Genomic DNA, 24,898 nt, shown 5'->3' with positions numbered 1-24,898 from the left:
TTCCCCGCTCGCCTCGCCCGTCTGCGTGCCTCAGGGAGAGAGGTGTGCCAGGGCCTGGTGGCAGCGCTGTTCGGCCGCCTCCAGCTCCAGCAGGACCATCTGGATATCTTCCAGCTGTTGCTGCAGGGTTTCCCGCTTGTCGGCCACCAGCCCCAGCATGGTCTGCAACTGGGAGCGGCTGCTCTTGTCCGCATCGTAGAGATCGAACAGCTCCCGGATCTCTGCGAGGCTGAAGCCCAGACGCTTGCCACGCAGGGTCAGCTTGAGCCGCACCCTGTCCTGACGGCTGTAGATCCTGTGCTGTCCCTGGCGGGTCGGGTTGAGCAGGCCCTGATCCTCGTAGAAGCGGATGCTGCGGGTGGTCACATCGAACTCGCGAGCCAGTTCGCTGATACTGAAGGTGCGGGTGTCGTCCCTGGATTTGGTCATGGGGCTGTCTTGGCTGCCATCTGGTTGTCAATGCAGGCTGGCACCTTACCCAAACGTCAACTTCCCCGCAAGTCTTGTTCCTGTCGCGGTCGCGGCATATGTTATCCCGATGTAACAAGGAGAGTGCTATCGATGGATATCGTGATTGTGGCGGCCAAACGTACCCCCATGGGGGCCTTCCAGGGGGCCCTGAGCGCGCTCGGTGCCCCCGAGCTTGGCGCCTGCGCCATCCGCGCCGCGCTGGCGCAGGCCGGGATGACGGGGGAGCAGGTCAATGAGGTCTATATGGGCAACGTGCTGAGCGCAGGGGTCGGCCAGGCGCCAGCCCGCCAGGCGGCGCTCAAGGGGGGGCTGCCGGACAGCGTGCCCTGTACCACCATCAACAAGGTGTGCGGCTCCGGCATGAAGGCGGTGATGCTGGCGGCGGACAGCCTGCGCCTGGGGGAGGCCGAGGTCGTGGTGGCGGGGGGCATGGAGAGCATGAGCCGCGCCCCCTATCTGCTGGACAAGGCGCGCAGCGGTTTTCGCATGGGGCACCAGAGCGTGCTCGATCACATGTTCCTGGACGGTTTGCAGGATGCCTACGAAGGCCATCTCATGGGGCATTACGCCCAGTTGAGTGCCGATCGCAGCGGACTGACCCGGGCCGACATGGATGCCTTTGCCATCGCCTCCCTGGAGCGGGCGCTGACGGCGCAGCGCAGCGGTGCCTTTGCCGCGGAACTGGCTCCCGTCATGACCGCTGACCACACCCTGCTGCTGGCCGAGGATGAGCAACCGGGCAAGGCCAGGCCCGACAAGATCCCCGGCCTCAAGCCGGCCTTCAGCAAGCACGGTACCATCACGGCGGCCAATGCCAGCTCCATCTCGGACGGGGCGGCAGCCCTGGTGCTGATGCGGGGCGAGACCGCTGCCCGGCTCGGATTGCCGGTGCTGGCCAGGGTAGTGGGTTACCAGAGTCACGCCGCACTGCCGGCGGAGTTTACCAGTGCCCCCGTCGGCGCCATTGACAAGTTGCTGGCCCGGGTGGGCTGGTCGGTGGAGGAGGTGGACCTGTTCGAGGTGAACGAGGCATTCGCCATGGTGAGCATGCTGGCCATGGCAGGGTGCGGCATTCTCCATCACAAGTTGAACGTGAACGGCGGGGCCTGTGCGCTGGGGCACCCTCTTGGCGCCAGTGGCGCCCGCATCCTGGTGACCCTGATCCATGCCCTGCGTGCCCGCGGGCTCAGACGAGGGGTGGCGAGCCTGTGCATCGGGGGAGGGGAGGCAACGGCCATCGCCATCGAGGCAGGCTGAATGCGTGGGTGAGATTGCTGCGGCTTGATGAAATGACAACGTCCCTTCAAGAGGGACGTTGTCATGTCTGGCGGGAGTGGACCGGTTGCTCTTCCATGGCCTGAAGCTGCTGGTTGACCCAGGCGGTGGCGCTCAGATAGAGGTGGCTGACCTTCTCTTCGTTGAGGCCGAGCCGGACTGTGTTGGCGGCGACCCGCTGCCAGTCGGCTTTCTCGAAATCTTCACAGAACGCCAGGTAGAACCCGAGCTTGCCCTTGCGGGTGAGCAGGGCGGCACGAATGTCGTCGGTCAGGGGAATGGAGCCGAGCAGCTGATCCAGCGGTTCGCCCATGAGCACGTCCAGCAGGGAGAAGAGGCCGGTGACAAAGGCTTGCTGTGCCTGCTCTGCGGGCGCATGGGTCTGGGCCAGCAGTTCGCAGAACCGGGCTCTGATGAGTGACATCTGGTGGAGTTCGGCGCTCTTTTCACTTCCCGCACTGGTGGCGGCGATCAGGGCGACGAAGCGCTTGAGCTGGGCGTGCCCCAGGGAACTTGCGGCCTGGCGAAACGAGGCGATGGGCTGGGGGAAACGCTTGAGGTGGTTGATGTAGCGCAGCAGCTTGAGGGAGAGGGTGAGATCCTGGTTGAGCAGTTGCTCAATCTTGTCCAGATCCGGTTCGGTCTGATTGACCACCTCGAGCAGCTGCATCACCACCAGCTGGGCCGGTGGTATGGTGGGCTGTTGCACCATCTGGGGGCGGCTGAAGAAAAATCCCTGGAACAGGGTGACGCCGAGCTGCTTCATCCGCTCGAACTCGGCCTGATCCTCGACTTTCTCGGCCAGATAGGTGAGGGGCAGGTGGCGATGATTCGCCATGAAGTGCTCGATGCAGGGTTGCGGCGTGCTGCGCAGGTCGAACTTGATGATATGGATGTAGGGGAGGAACCTGTCCCAGTCTGAGACCATGGTGAAGTCATCCAGCGCCAACCGATAGCCCAGCCCATAGAGCTGGATCACTTTTTCCAGCAGCGCATCGTCGGGCTCGGCATCCTCCAGGATCTCGATCACCACCTTGTCACGGGGGAGGCATTCGGCCAATCCGTCCAGCAACAGGGAGTGGGGGAAATTGATGTAGCAGGGGTGATCTCCGATGAGATGATCGATGTTCTGCTGCAAGAACTGCTCGGCAACCAGCCTGGAAGTGGCCTGCTGTGCGGAGACGGAGGGAAATACATTGTCCAGGCTGTCGCGAAACAGCAGCTCATAGGCTTGGGTGTTCAACTCCCGATCCAGAATGGGCTGCCTTGCTACATAGGAATACATGCATCTCTCCACCATGGTTACAGGCTTGATTCTATGGTGAAGCGGATCACTATGCCAGTGCCGACCGGTCGGGAAGGTCAACAACTGGCATACTATTTGTCAGGAAACCCGGGGTGTCAGAACAGGTAGTTGAGCTGCAGGCCGGCGAGCCAGGCATCCCCTTCCGAGGTGCCATTGAAAGTGGAGGTGGTCTGCGGGATGCCGGGCCTGAGCTGCATGGTTTCGCTCACGTCCACCTTCTTGCCGTCGATCAGGGTCAGCCCCAGATCCAGCGAGAGGTGACGGTCAATCTGGTAGCCCACGCCAGCGCTGTACCAGACCCGATCCGAGTCGGGGATGGAGATGGTGCGGCGATCCGCCGGGACCGGGCTGCGGTCGTAGGCGATACCGGAGCGCAGTTGCCACTGGGGGGCCAGCTGGTAGGTCATCCCCAGGGCATAGCGCCAACTGTCTTCCCAGTGCTCCTCCTTGATGTGCATGGTGCCGTGGTGGTCGAGCTCGGATTCGAGCTGCACGAACTTGCTCCAGTTGGTCCAGTTGATGCTCGAATGCAGCGCCAGGGCCGGGGTGAGTTGATGGAACAGGGCCAGCTCGGCGGTGGCGGGCAGGGGCAGATCCAGGCTGCCGGTATCGGTGAAGGGCTGGCCCCTTTGATCGATGCCGATGGCGTCACCGGAGAGGGTCAGGGTCACGTCGTGGCGATAGGAGAGACCGACGCGGGTTGCCTGCGACAACTCAAGCAGGGTGCCCAGGTTCCAGCCCATGGCCCAGCCATCCCCTTTCAGGTGCTTGGCTATCTGGTTGTTGGAGGGGAAAGTGCCGCCCACTTCCCCTTCCCCCTGAATGGCGGAGAGACCGGCCCCGACGGACCAGATGCGGTTGATGCGATAGGCCAGGGAGGCCCCCAGATCCATGGTCTTGATGTCGGAGACGTTGCCGAAGTGACCGGCGTTGTAGTTGTCCGGCATCTTGACCCCGAGTCCGTAATAGGAGGTGGCGGCAAGCCCGAGGCGCCATTGCTCGTTGAGGGGCACGATGAGATAGGCGTTGGGTACCCAGGCGTCACCCGCAATGTCGTGGGCTCCGGCATACAGACTGACCGGCCCCTGAGTGGTAGGCACCCGGGTGGTGCCCTCTATGTTGACGTCGGGGTGCACATGGATAACGCCGCCGGAGAAGGCCAGGGTATCGAACCGGGTCATGGCGGCGGCATTGCGGGAGAGCACGCTGGCATTGTCGGCGATGGCGGCCTCACCCGCGAAGGCACGCCCCATGCCGGTGGCGGATTGCTCCGCGAGCTGGAAGCCGGCAGCCTGCACCTGGCTCGACAGCAGCAAGAGGGCTATGAGGGAGGGTTTGAACGTCGGATGCATGGTCTTTCCTCGGGATGAACTGGGTGTTCATTCTGTTATTCGGTTGGGGCCGGGATTTTATATGGTATGACCAGCAAGGCAACGGGGAGAGGGGAACGTGGGGCAAAACGGGATTAAATGCTGAAAGAAATACCCATAACAGCTTGATAAAAAAAGAAAAGAGTACAGTTGTTTACTACAGCTGTGCGCTCAATTGGCGAAATTGGATAAAAAAAGAGCGCCCTGGGGCGCTCTCGATGATGACGTGAAAATCAGAATTTCATGTTGAACTGGGCGGAAGCCAGCAGGGCGTTGCCGTGAGAGGTGCCCTTCCAGCGCAGCGCATCGCTGTGGTTGCGCAGGCCTTCGTTCACGTCTACTTCCTTGCCGTCCAGATAGGCCATGCCGAAGTCGAGGCTCATGTCCGGATTGATGTGGTAGGTGGCACCGGCGCTGTACCAGATACGGTCGGAGTCAGGAATGCTCAGGCTGCGGTATTCCGGCTCGATGGGGCTGTTGTCGTAGGCGAAGCCGATACGGGCTTCCCAGGACGGGTTGACGTACCAGGTACCGCCCAGGGCGTAACGGGCAGAGTCCTTGAACTTCTCGTCTTTTTGCAGGCACACACCGCCGGCGCAGTTGCTGCTGGTGGCCTTGAGCTCCTGGAAGGCGCTCCAGTCGGTCCAGTTCACGGAGTAGTGGACAGCGAATTGCTGGTTCAGGCGGTGGTAGCCTGCGAACTCGGCCTGGGCCGGCAGATCCAGCTTCAGGTTGCCATCGACGACGCGATTGCCGGAGGTGGCGCCCTGGAAGTCGCCGTCAAAGCTCAAGTCGACCTGGGAGCGGTAGGTCAGGGCGAGGCGGTTGTTTTCGTTTATCTCGTACAGGGTGCCGACGTTCCAGCCAAAGCCCCAGGTGTCGCCCTTCAGGTGAGCCAGACGGGTATCGGAGTTGGCACCCGGAATGGCAGCGGAGAGCGCACCGGCATAACGGTTCAGCTCGGCGGCGGCGTAGACGGCATTGATGCCGGCACCGACGCTGAAGCTGGAGTTGATGCGATAGGCGATGTTGGGGTTGATGTTGAAGGTCAGCAGCTCGGTGTCACCGGCGCCGGCACCGGCCGCGAAGGTCTTGGAATATTCGGTGGAGAGGCCGTAGTTGGAGAAGAGGCCGATCCCCCAGGCCCACTGATCGTTCAGGGGCTGGATGAAGTAGGTGGCCGGCACGAAGGCATCGGGGGCGATGTCGCTCTCGCTGGACGGAGCCAGCTTGGTTGGGCCGGCATAGATGTCGCCAGCCACGTCCACGTCGGGCTTGATATAGGTGCCGGATACAGACAGTGCCATCTTGTCGAAGGTGATCATGGCCGCCGGGTTGCGGGACAGCACGGCCGCGTTGTCGGCGATGGCTGCTTCACCTGCGTAGGCGCGCCCCAGACCGGAGGCCGAGTGCTCGTTCAGCTGGAACGCGGCGGCGAAGGTCTGGGTGCTGGCCAGGGTCACGGCCGCAGCGATCAGGCTTTTCTTGAAAAAGGCAGTTGTCATAGTGTTCTCTCTTTGTAAGCAGATTTTCTGTCGACATCGCGGCTCTTTGGCGGCTATTGACGACATGATCTGTTGTTATGTCAGCTTCTTCCCATTCATTGCTGGCGTGATTCTATGGATCTGGTAGGAGGTAAGAAATCAGACCAGTGACAGCAGAATACATAAAAGTTTCCATTGTGTTAATCATTTGTTTTAACTTGCCGTTTTATTAGGCTGATTTATCTATTATTGGATAAATAAAGCACAAATGGTGCCATTTGCGTCATTTAAAATAAATGGTAGAAATGTGACTTCGCGCAGGCAATAGGCGGGAACATGCGGGGATGTGGGGATGAACAGGCAGACAATGAGGATGTCTGCCTGTGATGTGGCTGAGGCGGAGGACGAGTCAGCCTGGATCAAGGTCTGTTAAATGGACCAGTGCAGACGTGACTCAAGCTGGCGGGCAACCGGGGCGAGGGGTTCCTGCATGTCTCCGATGAGCACCATGTTGGCCCCCTTGAGCGGCAGTATCTCCCCCTTGAGGGTCCCGTCTGCAAAATCGGACTGGATCGTCAATGGCAGGTGCTTGGGGACGAGGAACAGGGTGACCGGTCCCATTTTGCCCTGGAGCACCATGTGCAGGGCCGGTCCCTGGTAGAAGGCGCAGTGGTTGACATAGGTTACCTTCATGCCCGGCATCTCGCTCAGGGTGGCACCATATTTCTCCATTTTCGCGTTGATGGTGTGCAGGCTGACCCGCTCATCCACCGCATGAATGAAGGGCTCTTCCCCATAAACGTGGGACATGGCGACTTGAGCCAGCGACAGGGTGTCCGGTGCCACAGGCCAGCTGATCCAGCGGGTGCTCATGCCGAGCAGGAAGGCGACCGAGGCCGCGATGGCCAGAGCGCGCCATTGCGTGCGTGCAGGAGTGACGGGTAGCGAGACCACCTGCTCCTCTTCGGCTGCCATCGCCTGCCTGAGCAGGATCCGCTCCGCAAGACCGGCCGGTACGTCCACTTCCAGGGTGCTGCGCACCTGGCGCTCGAGCTGCTGCATCTCGTCCAGATGCTTGCGATTGGCCGGTGACGCCTCGGCGGCTTTCAGGAAGGCGGGATCCCTGTCCGAGGGGTGAGTGATGGCCCGGCGGCGAAATTCAAGCTCATCCATTGGTGTGTCCTCTCTGTTGTTTCGCAGACTCCATGGCCTCTTTTATCTGGTTGCGGGCGCGAAACAGCCTTGTCATGACGGTGTTCTTGTTCAGGCCGAGTTGCTCGGCGATCTCCTCCCCGCTGAATCCCCCCAGTACCTGCAGCAGCAGCGGCTCCTGATACTCGGCAGGCAGGCGGGCGATGTGGCGCCTGAGCCATTCGTGCTCCATCTCCTGCTCGCTTGGCAGGACACCCTGATCCCGCAGGGGGTGCTCGTCGAGGTCGACGAGATCGAACTGCTTTCGCTCAAAGCGGCGGGCATTCTCCCGCCGCAATATGGTGATGAGCCACGCCTTGGCAGCCTTGTCGTCCAGCAGGGTATCTATCGCCTTCCAGGCGCGCAGGAAAGTCTCCTGCACCAGATCCTCGGCGATTTGCGGATCCCGGCACAGCCAGTAGGCGTAGCGGTAGATGTCCCCGTGCAGGGCGTGCACCAGGGCTTCGTACTTGGTTTGTTTATCTGCCATCTCCCCATAGACCGGAGAAGCGGAGGGATCCTTTCCCGTGTCGGCCCTTTTTCTTCTGAAAAAACCTAACGCCATAAAGGGGTGTCCTGTTTCATGAGGGGCGCATCATGCACGCATCCACGCCAGTATTCGAAGACCATAGGCTATCGCAAAGCTCTCCCAGGTGCACAACTCCCTGGCGAGCGCCTGTCTGGGCAGGTGTTCGCCAGGGACTCGCTTGGGGGAAAAACAGGCCCGATCCAGGTCGTCCAGCAGCGCCCCCATGGCGGGGTCGCGGTGACAGGGCAGCCTGGCCAGATGAAGACAGGGGGTGTCCCAGCGCAGGACGGCCCAGGTCAGCAGGGTTTCCCTGGCCTCGTCAGGAGAGCCCGTGGCGAGGGCCCGTTGCAGGCGATAGAAGGCGCGCCAGCGCGGCCAGCGGCGCATGAATGCCCGCAGCAGGATGGCCAGGAGCACCCAATAGAGATACTGGGTCCCCGGTGTGGGGGAGGCGGGAGTGGCGCTCTCCCTTGCCGTGAACACCAGAGGATGTGCGGGCAGGCGCGCCTCCTCGATGCGACCGCTCTGGGTGTTGAACCAGCGCAGAGTCTGGGGGGGCAGCACATAGCGCCCCGCCTCGTCGGCGGTCAGGGCCTGGCGCCACTGGCGCTCGAAGCGTAGCGCCCCCTCGGCCACGAATCGCTCCTGTTGCTGCTCGCCGTCCGGCTTCATGGAGAGGCCGGCGGGCAGGGGCGGGGCCGGCAAGGGGGGCAGGCGGTTGCCATCCCCCCCTTCCAACACCAGGGTGAGGGTGCGGATCACCGGCTCACCCACCCTGGCCTGGGCCGGGCTGAACTGCTGGCGCAACACCAGGCTGCTCGCCACCGGCTCCAAGGGGGCCTTGTCCACCTTGATGAAGAGGGTCGCCGCCCTGGCGGACAGCAGATCCCCCGCGTTGCCCGGCGCGGTCGCACCGGCCGCATCCTGGGGCGGCAACCGCCCCTGAAAGCGGGGGGATTCGACGGGATGGAGCCCGGGTCCTTTGGCCTGCAGCAGCCATTTTCGCGTGAGACGCCCGGGCAGGCCGGGGCTGGTGGGAGAGTCCCAGCGGTCCTCGCCAAGGCGGCGAATGGTAAAGGCCGGGGTGATGGGCTCGCCGAGGTTGGGGGCCTCCAGGTTGGCAGGCAGCCAGAGGGTCAGCTCATAGATGAAGGGCTGGCCGGGGTAGAGATTCCCCTCATGGAGCACCCGGGCCTGCAGCTCGACCGGAGAGAATACCGGGTCTTGTGTCGGTATCAGGGTGCCGTCCAGAGAACGTGTCGGCACCGCCAGGGAGGGGGTGAGATCGGCGCCAAGGGGCAGGGAGGGCACCTGGCGCGGGCTGGTATCGAGCAGGTGCAGGGGGATCTGCCAGCGGGTCAGGCTGCGGCTCTGGGCACTGACCCGCTGTATGCTGACCCGCCCGACCGCAAACTGGCGCAGCAGCGGTTGCAGGTTGAGATCCTCATCGCGGTGCAGCCCGTCGGCCTCGATGACGAGCAGCCAGTCGCGCTCGCTCGCCCCCGGCAACAGCTCGGCCTCGACAGGAGCGGCCTGCACCCGCATGGCGCACAGGGCGAGCAGCAGCCAGCAGCCGATCCGGGGGGAGAGTAAGCGCAGCACGAGGATCACCAGGGCTCCTCCACCTTGAGCAGGGGGCGGCGCAGGGCCTCCTTGCGAAGGCGCTGCTCCAGCAGCAGCACGGGGGGCGCCGGGGGGCGGGGAGCCTCTGAGGCGCGGGCGGGGTCGGGAGTGTCGGCCTGCGCCGGGGCATTTGCCGAGGGCGCCGACTGTGGCGGGTTGGCCCGCAGCAGGGCCAGGTTGTGCAAGGCATCCCTGTGCCCAGGTTCAAGGCGAAGGGCGCTCAGATAGGCCTGCTCCGCAGCGGCAAGATCCCCGAGCCAGACCAGGGCATTGCCCCTGTTGTAGTGGGCGGTGGCGCTGTTTGCCCTGCCATAGGCGGCGACGGCCCTGGCGTAATCCCCGGCTCTATACCAGGCGTTGCCTTGCCAGACCGGATCCTGGAAGGCGTTGGCCGCTTCCCGATAGTGTCCCTGGCGATAAGCCTGCCAGCCTTCTTCATCTTGTCGGGAGGCCGCCTGCAGGGAAGGGGGCGCGACGCCAATGACGAGGATCACCAGCAGCCAGTGGGCGCCGATCCGCGCCAGCAGCGCCAGGGGGAGCAAGGTGATGAGCAGCCAGGGGCCGAGATCCCGGGATTGCCCCTGCGTCAGGGTCTGGCCCATGGGCAGGGGGGCAAAGCGGGGCAGGCCGGAATCAAGCCAGGCCAGCCTGCCTCCGGTACTGGCGGCAAGGGCGGTCATGGCCTCCTCGTCGGGCGCCGGCAAGGTGTGGCCGATCGGGCTGCCGAGCTGCCAGCGCTCGGCAGCCACGCCGGGCAGCCGGGTCTCCTTGCCCCCGCTGGCCAGCAGGATGTCGAGCCGCGGGGCCGAGCCTGCCTTGCAGAACAGGTCGTTGAGGCAGGGCCAGAGGGCGGCGATGCGATCGCGCGCTGTCCCGGAGAGGCCGTCGGTCACGAGCAGCAGACGGGCGGACTGGCCCGGCGGGATCAGGGTGAGGGCCAGGGCAACGGCGCGCTCGGGGGCGCTGCCTTGGACAGGCATGATGGCCGGGCGCAGGTCCGGCAGCAGCAGGGCGATGGCCTGATGATCCCGGGTGGGAGGCATGGCGAGGTAGGCATCCCCGGCAAACAGGATGAGGGCGATGGGATGGGCCGCGTCCTGCCGCGCTATGTCGGCCAGCATCTCTTGCAATCCCAGTCTCACCCGGGTTGCCCGGTCCGGCGCCAGATCCTGTGCCAGCATGGAGTCGGATAGATCCAGCAGCCAGATATCGAGGGCCGGGCTCGGCATAGGGAGACTCTGCTGGCGCAGGGCGGGGCCCGAGAGCGCCAGGATCACCGGCAGACAGGCAAGCCAGCGCCAGGGGATGGCCCGATGGCGGCTCGGCAGCAGATAGGCTTGCATGGCCGGGGAGAGCAAGCCGGGATCGCGGCGGCGCCACCCCTGCCACAGCCAGGGGAGCAGGGCCAGCAACCAGAGGGGGCGCAGCAAGGTCAGCTCCATGGTGCCACCATCATGGCCTGCCTACTCATGGGATGGCCTGTGTGACAGGGGGATGTGCCAGCGGGCTGGCCAGCAGAGCAGCAGCCAGGCCAGGGCCAGTGGCCAGGGGTAGAGCTCCTGGTGGGGCCGGGAGAGGGTCTGGGGCCGGGCGAGGGGCTCCAGGGTGTCGATGGCCTGGTTGATGGCGGCGAGATCGCCCCGGTTGCGGGCGCGAAAATAGCGGCCTCCTCCCAGCGTCGCCAACTGCTGCAACAGGGCTTCATCCAGTTCGGCACTGGGATCGGCGTCCCCTGCGGGCCCGGCGAAGGTGTCGGGGTCGGCGCCCACCCCCAGGGTATAGAGACGGATGCCGGCTTTGGCGGCGAGCCTGGCCTCGGTCAGGGGATCCGCATTGCCCGAGGTATTGCGCCCGTCCGTCACCAGCAGCAGGGCGGTGGGGCGGGTGGGGTCGGCGTGCTGGCGTGCCAGCAGGATGGCTTCCCCCAGGGCCGTGGTGCGCCCCACCAGATCGAAATCGAGCTCCCTGGCCAGGGTGAGCAGGGCCCCGGTCTCCTGGGTGAGGGGGGAGAGCAGATAGGCGTGATCGGCAAAGACGACCAGGGCGATGCGATCCCCCGGGCGGGAGGCGACAAGGTTGCTTATCTGCTGGCGCACCGCGGCAAGCCTGTCCGTTTGCTCTCCGTCATCCAGCATGTCCTGGGTGCGCATGCTGTCGGAGAGATCCACCGCCAGGATGAGGTCCCGGCTGCTCTGGTAGTGAATGATCGGGGGCTCCTGCCACTGGGGGCGGCACAGGGCCAGTACCAGGGCACACCAGCAGATCATCATGCGCCACAAGGGCTGCCCCGCCTGGGGCTGGAGCAGGGGAAAACCTCCATGAACGAGCCGGTTTCCTCCCTTGCGCCCCTTCATGGGAGGCAGGCCGAAGCGCACCAGCAGCGGCAGGGCGAGGGCGAGGGAAAACCAGGGCCAGGCGAGGATCATCGCGTACCCTCCGGGGAAGGGGCCCCTCGCTTGCTTGCCGGGAATCGCGGCGCGCTGACGCAGCGTCGCCCCCAGGCGAGATAGGCGAGGCGCAATCTTTTGCGCTGCGCCTCATCGGGCACTCTGCCCCCATAGAGCCAGAGCGGCCACTGGGCGGCAAACCGGGAAAAATCGCTCCCCCCCTTGTTGTCCAGCCAGGCGAGCCAGGCCTCCCCTTGCAGGGGGGCCGCCTCGGGCCAGCGGGCCATGGCCGCTTCTCGCAGGGCATCCTGCAGCTTGGGGACGAGATCGTCGGCCTGCCAGTCTATCCGATGCGCCCAGCGGCGCTGGCGCAACAGGGTGAGGGCCGTCGTGGCGATCAGGCAAGCGGCGATCGCCGCGATCAGCAGCCCCCCGAGGGCCATCAGGCGAGGATCCTGTGCAGGCTCGAGAGCGGGGCCTTGGTGGATGTCGCGCAGCTCGGCACGAATGGCTTGCAAGGCCTCGCTGGACGAGGGCTGGCGATATGCATCAGGTGCGGGCACGCCCTGCTCCCCCTTCAAAACAGACGGCATCCGCCCTCCTGCCACTGGCGTTGCAGGGTGGCGCCGTTGTCGAGGCGATAGAGGCGCGTCACCAGGGGCAGCAACTGCTGGCGACAGGCCTCGGCCTGCTCGTCGGCCGCCCTCTGGTAGCGGGCGCGAAAGCGGGGATCTTCTCCCGCGAGCCAACCGCTGTGTCTGCCTGCCTGCACTGCCAGCTGCCCCTGCTCGGGCAGAGCGGCTTCCAGGGGATCGCGGATCTGCCAGTAGTGGATATCGTGGCGCAGGCGAAGGCGTTGCAACTGCTGGCAGAGGGCCTGGTCCGGTGCCTGGTGATGGCTTATCAGGGTCAATCTGGCCCCGTGGGGCAGGGTGAGTCGTGCCAGGGTCTGGGCCAGCGTCCTAGGCGGGGGGGCGCGATCCAGCCCTGCCTCGTAATGGTGGCAGAGCGCTTCCAGCAGAGGCATGAGAGAGCCGCGTTGGTGCTCTGTGTGGGGGGCTGCGCCCTGGCAGATCAAGGTATTGGCCTGTTTCTCCCCCTGCCAGAGCAGGGCGGCGGCCAGCTCGCAGCCAAGGCGGGCCTTGAGCTGGGCGCGGGAGCCAAAGTACATGGCGGGTGAGAGATCCAGCAGCAACCAGTGGGCCTGATCCTGCTCTTCCCCGTAGAGGCGGGTGTGGGGGCGACCGAGGCGGGCGGTGACCCGCCAGTCGATGTGACGCACTTCGTCACCGGCCTGATAGAGGCGAAGCTCCCTGAAATGGAGCCCGGGCTGGCGCCCGATACGCCCCTGGGCCGCCTGATGAATGCGAGCACGCTCGCCCTGGCGCGTCCAGAGGCGCACCGCCAGCAGCCGCTCGAGGGTGAGGGCGATGTCGGGGTGATCCTGGGGCTCGGCGACGGGGGTCATGGCGATAGGGCTGCCTGTGGGGGTCGGCTCAGGGGCATGGAATGGCATCCAGCAGCAGGGCGATGAGCGCCTCGCTATCGAGGTTGTCCGCCAGCGCCTGATAACTCGGGATGAGGCGGTGGCGCAGCACGGCTGGCGCCAGTTGCTGGATGTCTTCGGGCAGCACGAAGTCGCGCCCGGCGAGCCAGGCCCGGGCCCGTGCGGCTCTTGCGAGGCCGATGCTGGCTCTGGGACTGGCCCCCACCGCGACCAGGGGGTCTAGCTCGGGGCACCGGCCGCTGCCGGGGCGGGTGGCGCACACCAGTTGCACCAGATAGTGCTCGAGGCGCCCCTGCATCTGTACCCCTTGAACGGCGGTGCGGGCTTCCAGCAGGTCGGACTGGCTGAGGGTGACCGGCGGCGTCGGCAGGGCGTCGCCGCGGGCGTTGAGCTGGAGGATGGCCAGCTCCATGGCGGGGCTGGGGTAATCCACCAGCAGCTTGAGCAAGAAGCGATCGAGCTGGGCCTCCGGCAGGGGATAGGTCCCTTCCTGCTCGATGGGGTTCTGGGTGGCGGCAACCATGAAGAGGGAGGGCAGGCGCCAGCTCTTCTTGCCCACGGTGATCTGGTGCTCGGCCATGGCCTCCAGCAGGGCGGATTGCACCTTGGCCGGCGCCCGGTTGATCTCGTCCGCCAGCACCAGATGGTTGAACAGAGGACCGGGTTGAAACACGAAGCTCGCATCCTGGGGATGGAAGACCTCGCTGCCGGTGAGATCGGCAGGGAGCAGATCCGGGGTGAACTGGATACGGGCAAAGCGCCCCTCCACGGCACCGGCCAGCGCCTTGACCGCCCGGGTCTTGGCAAGACCGGGGGCACCCTCGATCAGCACATGTCCTTCACATAACAGGGCGATCAGCAGCCCCTCGATGAGGGGACCCTGTCCCAGGATCTGGCTGCCCAGATAGTCTCCAAGTGCTCTGAACTCGGCCGCTGCCATGCGATAAACCCGTTGTTTTTATGGAAGTTGATCTTTTTATACCCCAGTTGGCTCACAAGGGCGAGGGAGGGTGGCAAGATGGGGACAATTTAGTTTCAATCAGCCGTATGAAAGTTGTGATTGGATTGTTAAGATGTGGCGCAATGAGGTCAGACCTCTGCCTTTTTAACCCAAGGAGCCAGGATGAAACAGCCATTGAAACTGACGACTCGCCAGGGCGAACGGATAGCCGTCGTGGCGGGTCTGCGCACCCCCTTTGCCAAGCAGGCCACCGCTTTTCACGGCGTGCCTGCGGTGGATCTGGGCAAACTGGTGGTGAGCGAGATGCTCGCCCGCACCGATCTCGACCCCAAGCTCATCGACCAGCTGGTGTTCGGCCAGGTGGTGCAGATGCCGGAAGCGCCAAACATCGCCCGGGAGATCGTGCTCGGCACCGGCATGAGCGTCAGCACCGATGCCTATAGCGTGTCGCGCGCCTGCGCCACCAGTTTCCAGGCGGTGGCCAACGTCACCGAATCCATCATGGCCGGCACGGTGGACATCGCCATTGCCGGCGGTGCCGACTCCTCTTCCGTGCTGCCCATCGGGGTCAGCAAGTCTCTGGCCCGCGCCCTGGTGGATCTCAACAAGGCGCGCAACCTCCAGCAGCGTTTCAATATTCTGCGCCGTCTGCGCCTGAAGGACCTGCTGCCGGTGCCCCCGGCCGTGGCCGAGTACTCCACCGGTCTCTCCATGGGGCAGACCGCCGAGCAGATGGCCAAGACCCACCAGATCAGCCGCGAGGCGCAAGATGCGCTGGCCCACCGCTCCCACACCCTGGCGGCCGAAGCCTGGGCCCAGGGCAAATTGAGTGGCGAGGTGTTCACCGCCCACGTGCCCCCCTACAAGTCGCCGCTGGAGCGGGACAACAACATCCGTGAAAGCTCGGATCTGGCGAGTTACGCCAAGCTCAAACCGGTCTTTGACCGGGCCCACGGTTCGGTGACGGCCGCCAACGCCACTCCGCTTACCGACGGCGCCGCCGCCGTGCTGATGATGCGCGAAGGGCGTGCCCGCGAGCTGGGTCTGGAGCCGCTGGGTTACATCCGCAGCTTCGCGTTTTCCGCCATCGACGTATGGCAGGACATGCTGATGGGCCCCTCCTATGCCACGCCGCTGGCGCTGGACCGTGCCGGCATCACCCTTGGGGATCTCACCCTCATCGACATGCACGAAGCGTTTGCTGCCCAGACGCTCGCCAACCTCAAGATGTTTGCAAGCGCCGAATTTGCCCGTGACAGGCTGGGCCGGGATCAGGCCATCGGCGAGGTGGACATGGAGAAGTTCAACGTGCTCGGCGGCTCTTTGGCCTTTGGTCACCCCTTTGCCGCCACCGGGGCGCGCATGATCACCCAGACCCTGCATGAACTGCGGCGCCGGGGTGGGGGATTGGGGCTCAACACCGCCTGTGCCGCGGGTGGGCTGGGTGTGGCCATGGTGCTGGAGGTGGAATGATGAGTGCCAAGACTTTTTCTCTGGATATTCGCAAAGACGGCATCGGCATCCTCACCATGGATGTGCCCGGTGAGACCATGAACACCCTGAAGGCCTCCTTTGCGGACGAGATCCGCACTCTGCTGGCCGAGGTAAAGGGGAACGGGGATCTGATCGGTCTGGTGATCGTCTCCGGCAAGAAGGACTCCTTCGTTGCCGGGGCCGACATCGCCATGCTGGCGGCCTGCACCAGCGCCCAGGATGCCGAAGCGCTGTCCCGGGCCGGACAGGACGTGTTCGCCGAGATCGAAGCCCTGGGGATCCCGGTGATCGCCGCCATTCACGGCCCCTGCCTTGGCGGCGGGCTGGAGCTGGCGCTCGCCTGTCATGGCCGGGTGGTGACCGATCACGGTAAAACCGTACTGGGCCTGCCGGAAGTGCAGCTCGGCCTGCTGCCGGGCTCCGGCGGTACCCAGCGCCTGCCGCGCCTCATCGGGGTGGCCAAGGCACTGGATCTGATGCTGACCGGCAAGCAGGTGCGGGCCAAACAGGCCAGGAAGCTCGGGCTGGTGGATGACATGGTGCCCCCGTCCATTTTGCTGGAGGCCGCCATCAAGCTTGCCAAGAAGGGCAAGCCGCGCCACCACCTGAAACGGGATCTGCAGGGCAAGGTGCTGGAGACCAACAAATTTGGTCGCAAGGTGCTGTTCGATCAGGCCCGCAAGGGGGTCAAGGCCAAGACCCGGGGCAACTACCCGGCACCGGAGCGCATCATCGAGGTGGTGCGCATCGGCGTGGAGGAGGGGATGCAGGCCGGCCTGCAGGCCGAGGCCCGCCACTTCGGCGAGCTGGTGATGACGCCGGAATCCGCCGCCCTGCGCTCCCTCTTCTTCGCCACCACGGAGATGAAGAAAGAGGTGAGCTATCAGGGGGCCGAGCCGCGCAAGGTGGGTCATGCCGCCGTGCTGGGGGGCGGCCTGATGGGGGGGGGTATTGCCTTCGTCACCGCCACCAAGGCGGGGGTACCGGTGCGGATCAAGGATGTGGCGAGCGCCGGCATCGGCAATGCCATGCGTTACAGCTACGACCTTCTCGCGAGGAAGCTCAAGCGTCGCCAACTGCTGCGCAGCGAGCTGGAGAAACAGATGAGCCTGCTCACCGGCACCCTGGACTATTCCGGTTTCCACCGGGTGGACATGGTGGTGGAAGCGGTATTCGAGGACATCAACCTCAAGCACCAGATGGTGCAGGACGTGGAGCGCGAGTGCGGGGAGCACACCGTGTTTGCCTCCAACACCTCCTCCCTGCCCATCCACCAGATCGCCTCGGCGGCGACGCATCCGGAGCGGGTGGTGGGGCTGCACTACTTCAGCCCGGTGGACAAGATGCCGCTCGCCGAGATCATTCCCCACGCGGGTACCAGCGCCGAGACGGTGGCCACCACCCTGGCCTTCGCCCGGGCCCAGGGCAAGACCCCGATCGTGGTGAAGGACGAGGCCGGCTTCTACGTCAACCGTATCCTGGCGCCCTACATGAACGAGGCGGCGCGCCTGGTGCTGGAAGGGGAGCCGGTGGAGGTACTGGACGGCGCTCTGCTCGACTTCGGCTTCCCGGTCGGCCCCATCACCCTGCTGGACGAGGTGGGGATCGACGTGGGGGCCAAGATCTCCCCCATCCTCGAAAAAGAGCTGGGTGGCGAGCAGTTCCAGGCGCCCAAGGCCTTTGACAAGCTGCTGGAAGACGATCGCAAGGGGCGCAAGAACGGCAAGGGCTTCTATCTCTATGGCAAGGCGGCCCCGCGCAACAAGCTCACCGGCAAGGAGGGCAAGAAGACGGTGGACGCGAGCGTCTACGACGTGCTGGGCGTCAAGCCCCAGGCCAAGCTTGCCAGGCAGGAGATCGCCGAGCGCTGCGTGCTGTTGATGCTCAACGAAGCGGCCATGGCCCTGGATGGCGGCGTGGTGGCCTCGGCCCGGGACGGCGACATCGGCGCCATTTTCGGCATCGGCTTCCCTCCCTTCCTGGGCGGTCCGTTCCGCTACATGGACAGCCTCGGCATCGACTATCTGGTGGGGCGTCTTGAGCACCATCAGAAGCGCTTTGGCGACCGCTTCGCCCCCTGTGCGCGGCTGAAAGCGATGGCGGCGGAGCAGCAGACTTTCTACTGATGGCTCTCGACGGCATGCATCGAGCGAGGCGACCCCAAGGTCGCCTCGCTTTTTGTTGGGCGTACCTTTCCGGTTTGGGGCGAGGGCGCGAAGAAAAACGGGGCGGAGAGGGGTAAAACCTTGATCTGGCGCAAACAGGTGCCCCATTTATTACTTTGGTGGCATAGGACTCAGGCGCGGGTTGAGGTCAAATAGTCTCATCAGGAACGGGGGCGACCCCGTCACGAAAGGGACACCCATTTCACTGGATGAAGGACACACTATGAGTCTGCTTGAACACACCATCTGGACTGTATTGGGGTATGGGGCCATGCCCTTTATCTTCCTGAGCGGGTTCGTGGCAGTGGCAGTGACCTGCTGCCTGCTGCTCAATGCCTTCGGGGTCAAGTCCGCCGAGAAGTGAGTCACTCTCGTTCATGCCGCCAAATGCCAGTCTCACGACTGGCATTTGTTTTTTGTGTCTTCTGAAGCACTTGTCCCGCCCCTGATGGGGTAAAGGGAGCGCAAGACGGTCGAACCCGGCGGCCATTTTGATTACACTGACGCCCGGCATGTCCGCCCCCTTCTCTTTTATCAGGTATTCACGACTTCTATGGCGCTCAAGGCAACCATCTTCAAGGCCCAGATCAGCTTGTCTGACATGGATCGCAATCTCTATCAGGACTTCTCCCTCACCCTGGCCCGTCACCCCTCCGAGACCGACGAGCGCATGATGATCCGCCTCGCGGCCTTCGCCTGGCATGCCGCCGAGCGGCTGGAGTTCACCAAGGGGCTCTCAGCCGACGACGAGCCCGAGCTCTGGTGCAAGAACTACTCCGACGAGATTGAACTCTGGATTGAGCTGGGTCAGCCGGACGAGCGCCGTCTCAAGAAGGCATGCAACCGCTCTCGCCAGGTGGTGCTCTACCTCTATGGCGGTCGTGGCACCAGCGTCTGGTGGAAGCAGAACCAGGGCAAGCTCGGTCTGCACGACAACCTGAGCGTCATCGAACTCTCCGACAGCCAGACCCTGCCCCTGGCGGCCATGGTGGAGCGCACCATGCAGCTCACCTGCACCATCTCCGACGGCCAGCTCTGGGTCAGCAACGGCAGCCAGGAGGTGACGCTGGACCCCGTGGTGCTGATGGGACGCCCGGCCCGCGAACTGTAAACGGGATACCCATGTTCAGCGCCCTGCTCAATATCGTCATTCCCGTGTTTGCGGTGGTGGGCCTTGGCGCCCTCTATGGACGGCTGCGACCGGGCGGGGCCCTGGGTTATGTCAACCGGGCCAATATCGAACTCTTTACTCCGGCGCTGGTCTTCTCGGCCCTGGTGAAATACCCCCTGGATCTCGCGGCGCACCTGCCCCTTGTGGGGGCCGGTGCCCTGGTCATCCTGCTGCCCGGCTTGCTGCTCTCCCTGCTCAAACTCAAGGAGATAGAGCGGGCCGCACTGATCCTGCCCGCCATGTTTCGCAACACCGGCAACCTCGGCATTCCGCTGATGGTGCTCGCCTTTGGCGAGCAGCAGCTCGGCGCCATCGTCATCCTCTTTGTGCTCTCCAACCTGCTCCACTTCTCGGTGGGCATGTTCATCCTCTCGGCCAGCAGCTCCCGCTGGGGCTGGCTGAGAAGCCCCGTGCTCTGGGCCGCCTTCGCCGGGCTGCTGGTGGCCAACCTGCATATCCCGCTGCCGGAATACCTGGTGACCAGCGCCGCCCTGCTCGGTCAGATAGCGGTGCCCCTGATGCTGTTTGCCTTAGGCATCCGGCTGATGGAAGGGGAGCTGGATCATCTGGGGCTGGCCATCAAGTGCAACCTGCTCTACCTGCTGGCGGGAGCCATCTCCCTGGGGCTCGCCGTCTGGCTGCTGCCCCTCGAACCTGACTGGATACCACTCCTGATGCTGTCGGTGGCGCTGCCCCCGGCGGTGCTCAATTACATCCTCAGTGAGCAGTACCAGTGCCAGCCCGACAAGGTGGCCAGCATCGTGCTCGGCGGCAATGCGCTCTCTGTGGTGGTGATCCCCTTTGCGGTCTGGTTGGCGCTGCATCTGGGGAGTTGACCCGATTTTGTTTTCAAGGACGCCTGATGGCGTCCTTTTTATTGCTATCGCGAATGTCCGATTACGCTTCGCAAATCGAACCTACGGCCTTAAACCCGATTGGTTTTGTTCCCCTTTACCTTGCTGGTGATCCCTTTCGGAAACCAGCCCCCTTTACCCACCCGTGCCCGTACCTTTTTCTGATACTGCTCAGGGGATAGCACCTTGGGGGTTTTGTGGCGGGTGCCGTTGCAGTGCCGACAGGCGGCCACGATATTGGCAGGCTGGTTCGAACCGCCGTTGCTGCGTGGCTGTAGATGTTCCCCCGTGCACTGCAACAGCCGTGCTTCGGCAGGGGTGAGGCGGTATTGATGCATCAGTGCGGCAGGGGAGGCTTCCCACATCGGCAGTCCGCAATAGAAGCAGTGAAAGGATTGACGAACTGCAGCCTGATGGCGTTGTTTGGCGATGTTACCCATGGTCGTGACCTCAATAAGTTTGATATTGAAGTCCGTGACGGTATGGATTGGATGGTGGCCGGACGGACTTCGGTTCAAGTTGAAGTCCCGTCGGTCTGTATAGACTCAGAGCGGGTACTGACCGGCTTAGGCGGATCAGCCTTACACCGCTCCTCTTATGAAACAGCGGCAATCAATTAATAGCGGGTGCGCCATTAATTGTAAAGCCAACAAAACAAGAGGATATACATGGCATCGTGGGTGCAAACAGGTCCATTCCTGGAGGCATTATGGAAGGTACAGTGTATATATCTGATTAGAGTGCGATTGATGCCAAGCATATAGCCCTGTTTCGGGTTAGATGAAAAGGCTGGGGATCGGAGAGGGATGAATGGGATAAAAAAGGGCGGCCTTGGCCGCCCTGTTTATTGATGGGGAGCAGGTTGCACCTGGCCATCCTTGCGCAGTTGGGTATAGAGACCAAACCCCGCCAGCAGGCCGGCGAGTGCCAGCAGCCACCAGATGGCGGTGGCGGGGCGGCTGCCCGCATCCCCCAGCATAAAGCCGATGAGCAGGTTGCCAATGAGCGCCATGCCGCCCCCGGCGCTGGCATAGAAGCCGTAGTAGCTGCCGAGCTGCTCAGGGGGGGCGTAGCGGGGCAGTTGGGCGGCGAAGAGCGGGAAGCAGAGGATGGAGCCCAGGGAAAGCAGGGCCACCTGCGTCAACACGCCTGCCGTCGGCCAGGGTGCCAGCAGGGGCAGGGCGAGATAGCTCAGGCCCATCATGCCTATCCCCAGCCCCATGGCGAGCGGCACCCCCAGGCGGCGTTCCACCAGGCGGGAGGCCGGGAGCTGGAGCACGACACCGATCACCGCCGAGAGGGTGAAGACGCCGCCGAGCAGGTGGGTGGCGTCCGGCAGGCTCTGGATATGGGCGGGGAGGGCGAGATAGAGCTGGTGGAACAGGATCTGGTAGCTGCCTGCCAGCAGGGTGAACCCCATGAAGGGGCGCTGGCGCACTATCTCCCCCCATTGGCGCAAGATGGCGCCACGGGGGCTCTGGTTGCTCACCGGGCGTTTGGGCAGCACCCGGTATTGCAGCACTCCGAGCAGAGCGAAGAGGCTCGCCGCCAGGATCCCCGTCAGGGTATAGCTCTGTTGGGTCAAGGTGAGGCCGACCAAGGGGCCAAGCAGCATGCCCGCCTCGCTGGCCAGATTGTGCAGGGCGAAGGCGCGCTGACGCTGGCTCGGGTTGTGGCATTCGCTGGCAAGGTAGGCCTGGGCGCAGGGGGTGAACAGGGCCCCCGCAAAGCCGGTGAGGGCGGCGGCCAGCAGCAGGATGGGCAGGGACTCGGCCCAGCCCAGCAGCACGAAGCCCAAGGATCGTACCAGGCAGCCCCAGACGATGGCGGGATGGTAGCCGATGCGATCTCCAAGGGTACCGCCCAACAGGAAGAGCCCCTGCTGGCTGAAGACCCGCATCCCCATGACGAGGCCGCAGGCCCAGCCGGCCAGGCCCAGCCCGCTGCCCATGTGCTGGGCGAGGAAGGGCATCATCATGTAAAAGCCGAGGTTGAAGGCGAGCCCGTTGGTGATGAGCAGGCGGGCGGCCGGGCTCATGCCCTGCCAGTCCCGCCAGTAGGAGGCGCCGTTCATGATCGCCTCCCGCCAGCGCGTGGGGCGGTGGTCGCCGGGGTGGCGCAGCACTGTGTCATGATGTCTTTCGCAGGGTTCTGAGGAAGGGGATGCCGTGCTGATCGTGGCTTATCTCCACCGGCACCTGGTAGAGGCGCTCGATGAGGGCCGCGTCGAGCACCCGGGCGGGGGGGCCGAAGGCCTGCAGATTTCCCCCTGCCAGCACGATCAGCTGATCGGCAAACTGGGCGGCCAGGTTGAGGTCGTGCAGCACCACCAGGGTGATCCACTGCTGCTCCCGGGTCTGCTGGCACAGGTGCTCCATCAGTTGCATCTGGTGGTGTAGGTCCAGGGCGCTGACCGGCTCGTCCAGCATCATGATGCGGGGGTCGCGCAGCAGCACCTGGGCAAAGAGCACCATCTGCCGCTGGCCGCCGCTCAGGGAGTAGAGGGGGCGATCCGCCAGATGGGCGATGCCGAGCGCCTGCAGGGCGCGGCCGGCAGCCAGGATGTCCTCGTCCGCGAGGCGCATGGAGAGGCTGTCGAGGCGCCCCAGCACCACCACTTCGATGACGCTCAAGTCCAGCTCCAGCTGGATGTTCTGGGGCATGTAGCCAAACTGCTGGCGCCACCTGGCCTGCGTCATCTGGCGGGCACTCTGGTCCCCGAGGCGAATGTCGCCACTGTCCGGGGTCAGTTCACCAAAGAGGGTGCGCATCAAGGAGGTCTTGCCGGTCCCGTTCGGGCCGATGATCACATGGACCTGACCCGGCTGCAGGGTAAGGTCGAGTTCCCGCAGCAGGGTCTGCTGGCCGAGGGAGAGGGAGAGTCGGGTTATCTCAAGCACGTTTACGCCCCCTGCCGAGGATCAACCAGATGAAGAAGGGCACGCCAATGAGCGCGGTGACGATGCCGATGGGGAACAGGGCCCCCGGAATGATGGACTTGGAGAGCACCGAGGCCGCCGAGAGCATGCAGGCGCCGCACAGGGCGGAGAGGGGGATCAAAAAGCGCTGATCTTCCCCCACCAGCATGCGGGCGATATGGGGGGCCACCAGGCCGACGAAGCCGATCACGCCGACGAAACTGGTGGCGGTAGCGGTGAGCAGGGCGACCAGCACCAGGGTTTTCATGCGCAGTCTGTCGACGTTAACCCCGAGGCTGCGGGCGCGGGCTTCCCCGAGGCGCAGGCTGGTGAGGGCCCAGGCGTCACGGTAGATGAGCAGGGTGCAGATCAGGGTGACGACGGCGGTGATGATCAGGGAGTCCCAGGTGGTGCGCATCAGGCTGCCAAACAGCCAGAACAGGATCTGCTGGTTGAGCTCGGGGGAGGAGAGGAACTGCAGCAGGGAGAGCAGGGACTGGAACAGGAACAGCAGGGCGATGCCCGCCAGGATCAGGGTCTGGCTGCTGACATGGCGCATCATGGCCAGACCAAACAGCAGGCAGGCGGCAAACATGCACACAATGAAGGCACCGGCCGGGATGGCCACCAGGGGAGGAAGCCCGAGGCCGCCGGTGTAGAGGGCCAGCGCCGCGCCAAGGCCCGCCGCCGCCGCGAGCCCGAGGGTGTAGGGGCTGGCGAGGGGGTTGTCCAGCAGGGTCTGCATCTGCACGCCGCCAAGACCGAGGGAGGCACCGACCACCAGGGCCATGAGGGCTATGGGCAGGCGCATGTCGTGGACGATGGTGCGGGTCATGGGATCGGCCTGGGCGGGGGCGATCAAGGCATCGATCACGTCGTGCAGGGCCAGCAGGGAGGGGCCGGTGGCGATGTCGAGCACCAGGGTAATGCACAGGATCAGGGCGAGCAGCAGGAGCCAGTGCCAGCGACGGCGCTCCCGCTGCCGCTGCCGGGCGAGGGTCTGCTGCAGGGCAGCCAAATCATTCATGGTGACAATCCTGAAACGGGCGCCACAAGAGGCGCCCACGAAGGTTGAAGGTTAAAGAGCGATAGCGAAGGTGCCGTCTGCCTTGACCGGCAGATAGCGCCGATAGAAGTCGAGGTAGTTGGCAAGCGGATCCATCTCCTTGAACAGGCTCGGATAGAGCGCCTTGGCCATGAACTGGACCATGGTGTAATCGAGCAGCGTGCGGGAGGCGCCCTGGTAAATCCCATAGATGCGCTTTTCCTTCACCGCTGGCAGGTTCGCCCAACCTTTACGCTCGGTAAAGGCCTGGAGCCGTGCCCGAGCGAGCGCGGGATTGACACCCTGGCCCAGCAGCACGGCGGTGGGGTTCTGGGTGGATTCAGTGCCGGTGAGGAAGATGACCTCGGGTTTGGAGACCAGAACCTGCTCGGGGTTCATGGGGCCGTACCATTCCACAAAGGGGGCGGCGATGTTGTCGCCGCCAGCCAGGTGGCCGAGCGGACCCCACATGCCCTTGCCATAGCTGAAGCCATATTCGTCAGGCCCCTTGTTGCCAAACTCCACGTAGAAACGGGGCTTGGGCAGATTGGCTGCGGCGATCCGGCCATGTACTTCGTCGATGGCATGCTGGTACTCGTCTGCGAGCTGGCGAGCGCGAGGCTCGGTGCCCGCAATCTTGCCGAGCAGCAAGGTACTGGCCTTGTGATTGGCGGGGAGTTCCATGTTGTAGTCCACGACCACCAAGGGCAGACCGGCCTGTTCGAGACGGGCCACGTCCTGGCCAAGACCTTTATATTGCCAGTCGGCCAGGACGACGACGTCGGGTTTGAGGGCGAGCACTTTTTCCACCGAGAAGGTCTGCACTTCTACCTCGCCTACGTCGGCTATCTCCTTGAGAGAGGGGCGATGGGCGGTAAAGAGGGACCAGTTGGCAGGACGCCAGCCTTCCCAGGCCTCGCGAGAGATGCCGACGACCCGATCGAAGGCCTGTTCGCCACCGACGGCCATGTAGTCTTCAAAGTAAAATGCGAGCACTACCCGCTTGGCGGGGAGATCGACCTGGACTTCCCGTCCCAGCACATCTGTCAGGGTTTCAACTTTCGCCTGTGCGGTGCCAAACAAGCAGCAAAGGCTTGCCAGCACCAGGCTGGCATAGCGGGAGAAAAGTGTCATCTGCGTGTGAACT

Annotated in this window: 24 protein-coding genes; 7 read left to right on the top strand and 17 right to left on the bottom strand. The window is 64.2% G+C overall.

Annotated elements, in window-relative coordinates:
* Nucleotides 1-30: 30 nt before the first annotated feature.
* Nucleotides 31-429 (bottom strand): MerR family DNA-binding transcriptional regulator, encoded by a 399-nt coding sequence (locus HKD46_RS10540; protein WP_128296767.1) that lies wholly within the window; start codon nt 427-429, stop codon nt 31-33.
* Between the two features lie 132 nt (nt 430-561).
* Here HKD46_RS10540 and HKD46_RS10535 point away from each other — a divergent pair, with 132 nt between their 5' ends.
* Complete coding sequence (locus tag HKD46_RS10535; RefSeq protein ID WP_124244745.1) at nt 562-1,728, top strand: thiolase family protein; 1,167 nt, start codon at nt 562-564, stop codon at nt 1,726-1,728.
* 61 nt (nt 1,729-1,789) lie between these two features.
* Here the strand turns inward: HKD46_RS10535 and HKD46_RS10530 are convergent, their stop codons facing one another.
* Together HKD46_RS10530 and HKD46_RS10525 are read right to left on the bottom strand one after the other, a co-directional pair.
* Nucleotides 1,790-3,031 carry an EAL and HDOD domain-containing protein gene (locus HKD46_RS10530; RefSeq protein ID WP_113070305.1) on the bottom strand — a complete coding sequence of 414 codons (1,242 nt, stop codon included), beginning with the start codon at nt 3,029-3,031 and terminating at the stop codon, nt 1,790-1,792.
* 116 nt (nt 3,032-3,147) lie between these two features.
* Nucleotides 3,148-4,404 (bottom strand): outer membrane protein transport protein, encoded by a 1,257-nt coding sequence (locus tag HKD46_RS10525; protein WP_128296768.1) that lies wholly within the window; start codon nt 4,402-4,404, stop codon nt 3,148-3,150.
* A gap of 23 nt (nt 4,405-4,427) precedes the next feature.
* Between HKD46_RS10525 and HKD46_RS21190 the strand changes: the two genes are divergently transcribed.
* Nucleotides 4,428-4,652 (top strand): hypothetical protein, encoded by a 225-nt coding sequence (locus tag HKD46_RS21190; RefSeq protein WP_173418143.1) that lies wholly within the window; start codon nt 4,428-4,430, stop codon nt 4,650-4,652.
* A gap of 3 nt (nt 4,653-4,655) precedes the next feature.
* On the opposite strand, the gene HKD46_RS10520 is transcribed toward HKD46_RS21190, so the two are convergent.
* From HKD46_RS10520 to HKD46_RS10480, 9 genes are all read right to left on the bottom strand, one after another.
* Nucleotides 4,656-5,927 (bottom strand): outer membrane protein transport protein, encoded by a 1,272-nt coding sequence (locus tag HKD46_RS10520; RefSeq protein ID WP_171865405.1) that lies wholly within the window; start codon nt 5,925-5,927, stop codon nt 4,656-4,658.
* 408 nt (nt 5,928-6,335) lie between these two features.
* A complete protein-coding gene (locus tag HKD46_RS10515; protein ID WP_045524819.1) occupies nt 6,336-7,079 on the bottom strand; it encodes a DUF3379 domain-containing protein in 744 nt (247 codons plus the stop codon).
* Nucleotides 7,072-7,662 (bottom strand): sigma-70 family RNA polymerase sigma factor, encoded by a 591-nt coding sequence (locus HKD46_RS10510; protein ID WP_109112700.1) that lies wholly within the window; start codon nt 7,660-7,662, stop codon nt 7,072-7,074. The genes HKD46_RS10515 and HKD46_RS10510 overlap by 8 nt, the downstream gene beginning before the upstream one ends.
* A gap of 30 nt (nt 7,663-7,692) precedes the next feature.
* Nucleotides 7,693-9,228, bottom strand: a complete 1,536-nt coding sequence (locus HKD46_RS10505) for a hypothetical protein (RefSeq protein WP_409240927.1) — start codon at nt 9,226-9,228, stop codon at nt 7,693-7,695.
* A gap of 5 nt (nt 9,229-9,233) precedes the next feature.
* Nucleotides 9,234-10,691 carry a tetratricopeptide repeat protein gene (locus HKD46_RS10500; protein ID WP_171865404.1) on the bottom strand — a complete coding sequence of 486 codons (1,458 nt, stop codon included), beginning with the start codon at nt 10,689-10,691 and terminating at the stop codon, nt 9,234-9,236.
* A gap of 21 nt (nt 10,692-10,712) precedes the next feature.
* Nucleotides 10,713-11,675, bottom strand: a complete 963-nt coding sequence (locus HKD46_RS10495; protein ID WP_151027838.1) for a VWA domain-containing protein — start codon at nt 11,673-11,675, stop codon at nt 10,713-10,715.
* Nucleotides 11,672-12,229: a DUF4381 family protein gene (locus HKD46_RS10490; RefSeq protein WP_235673820.1), complete on the bottom strand. Its 558-nt coding sequence runs from the start codon at nt 12,227-12,229 to the stop codon at nt 11,672-11,674. The genes HKD46_RS10495 and HKD46_RS10490 overlap by 4 nt, the downstream gene beginning before the upstream one ends.
* Nucleotides 12,214-13,104, bottom strand: a complete 891-nt coding sequence (locus HKD46_RS10485; protein ID WP_171865403.1) for a DUF58 domain-containing protein — start codon at nt 13,102-13,104, stop codon at nt 12,214-12,216. The genes HKD46_RS10490 and HKD46_RS10485 overlap by 16 nt, the downstream gene beginning before the upstream one ends.
* Before the next feature lie 28 nt (nt 13,105-13,132).
* Nucleotides 13,133-14,083, bottom strand: a complete 951-nt coding sequence (locus HKD46_RS10480) for a MoxR family ATPase (protein WP_171865402.1) — start codon at nt 14,081-14,083, stop codon at nt 13,133-13,135.
* A gap of 183 nt (nt 14,084-14,266) precedes the next feature.
* Between HKD46_RS10480 and fadI the strand changes: the two genes are divergently transcribed.
* The 5 genes from fadI to HKD46_RS10455 all read left to right on the top strand — a co-directional run bounded on the left by fadI (nt 14,267) and on the right by HKD46_RS10455 (nt 19,770).
* On the top strand, nt 14,267-15,577 hold the full coding sequence (gene fadI / locus HKD46_RS10475) for an acetyl-CoA C-acyltransferase FadI (RefSeq protein ID WP_171865401.1): 1,311 nt from the start codon (nt 14,267-14,269) through the stop codon (nt 15,575-15,577).
* Nucleotides 15,577-17,724: a fatty acid oxidation complex subunit alpha FadJ gene (gene fadJ, locus HKD46_RS10470; protein WP_171865400.1), complete on the top strand. Its 2,148-nt coding sequence runs from the start codon at nt 15,577-15,579 to the stop codon at nt 17,722-17,724. The genes fadI and fadJ overlap by 1 nt, the downstream gene beginning before the upstream one ends.
* Before the next feature lie 262 nt (nt 17,725-17,986).
* Nucleotides 17,987-18,127, top strand: a complete 141-nt coding sequence (locus HKD46_RS10465; RefSeq protein WP_010674670.1) for a TIGR02808 family protein — start codon at nt 17,987-17,989, stop codon at nt 18,125-18,127.
* Nucleotides 18,128-18,316: 189 nt separating this feature from the next.
* A complete protein-coding gene (locus HKD46_RS10460) occupies nt 18,317-18,874 on the top strand; it encodes a YaeQ family protein (protein ID WP_010674671.1) in 558 nt (185 codons plus the stop codon).
* Nucleotides 18,875-18,885: 11 nt separating this feature from the next.
* On the top strand, nt 18,886-19,770 hold the full coding sequence (locus HKD46_RS10455) for an AEC family transporter (RefSeq protein WP_171865399.1): 885 nt from the start codon (nt 18,886-18,888) through the stop codon (nt 19,768-19,770).
* Between the two features lie 89 nt (nt 19,771-19,859).
* Here the strand turns inward: HKD46_RS10455 and HKD46_RS10450 are convergent, their stop codons facing one another.
* The 5 genes from HKD46_RS10450 to HKD46_RS10430 form a co-directional block, all read right to left on the bottom strand.
* Complete coding sequence (locus HKD46_RS10450; protein WP_171865398.1) at nt 19,860-20,228, bottom strand: HNH endonuclease; 369 nt, start codon at nt 20,226-20,228, stop codon at nt 19,860-19,862.
* Nucleotides 20,229-20,632: 404 nt separating this feature from the next.
* Entirely contained in the window at nt 20,633-21,862 is a 1,230-nt protein-coding gene (locus HKD46_RS10445) for an MFS transporter (RefSeq protein WP_171865397.1), read from the bottom strand.
* A 55-nt stretch (nt 21,863-21,917) separates the two neighbouring features.
* The gene (locus tag HKD46_RS10440) at nt 21,918-22,688 is read right to left on the bottom strand and encodes an ABC transporter ATP-binding protein (protein WP_171865396.1); all 771 of its coding nucleotides are present in this window, start codon (nt 22,686-22,688) and stop codon (nt 21,918-21,920) included.
* On the bottom strand, nt 22,681-23,733 hold the full coding sequence (locus HKD46_RS10435; RefSeq protein ID WP_171865395.1) for an iron ABC transporter permease: 1,053 nt from the start codon (nt 23,731-23,733) through the stop codon (nt 22,681-22,683). Before HKD46_RS10435 ends, HKD46_RS10440 begins: the two co-directional genes overlap by 8 nt.
* A 51-nt stretch (nt 23,734-23,784) precedes the next feature.
* Entirely contained in the window at nt 23,785-24,885 is a 1,101-nt protein-coding gene (locus HKD46_RS10430) for an ABC transporter substrate-binding protein (RefSeq protein ID WP_171865394.1), read from the bottom strand.
* Nucleotides 24,886-24,898 lie beyond the last annotated feature (13 nt).

The organism is Aeromonas sp. TW 6 (assembly GCF_013168745.1).
Taxonomy (GTDB): domain Bacteria; phylum Pseudomonadota; class Gammaproteobacteria; order Enterobacterales; family Aeromonadaceae; genus Aeromonas; species Aeromonas caviae.
Note: the sequence above shows the minus strand (reverse complement) of the source record. Positions and strands in the feature narration are given on the sequence as shown.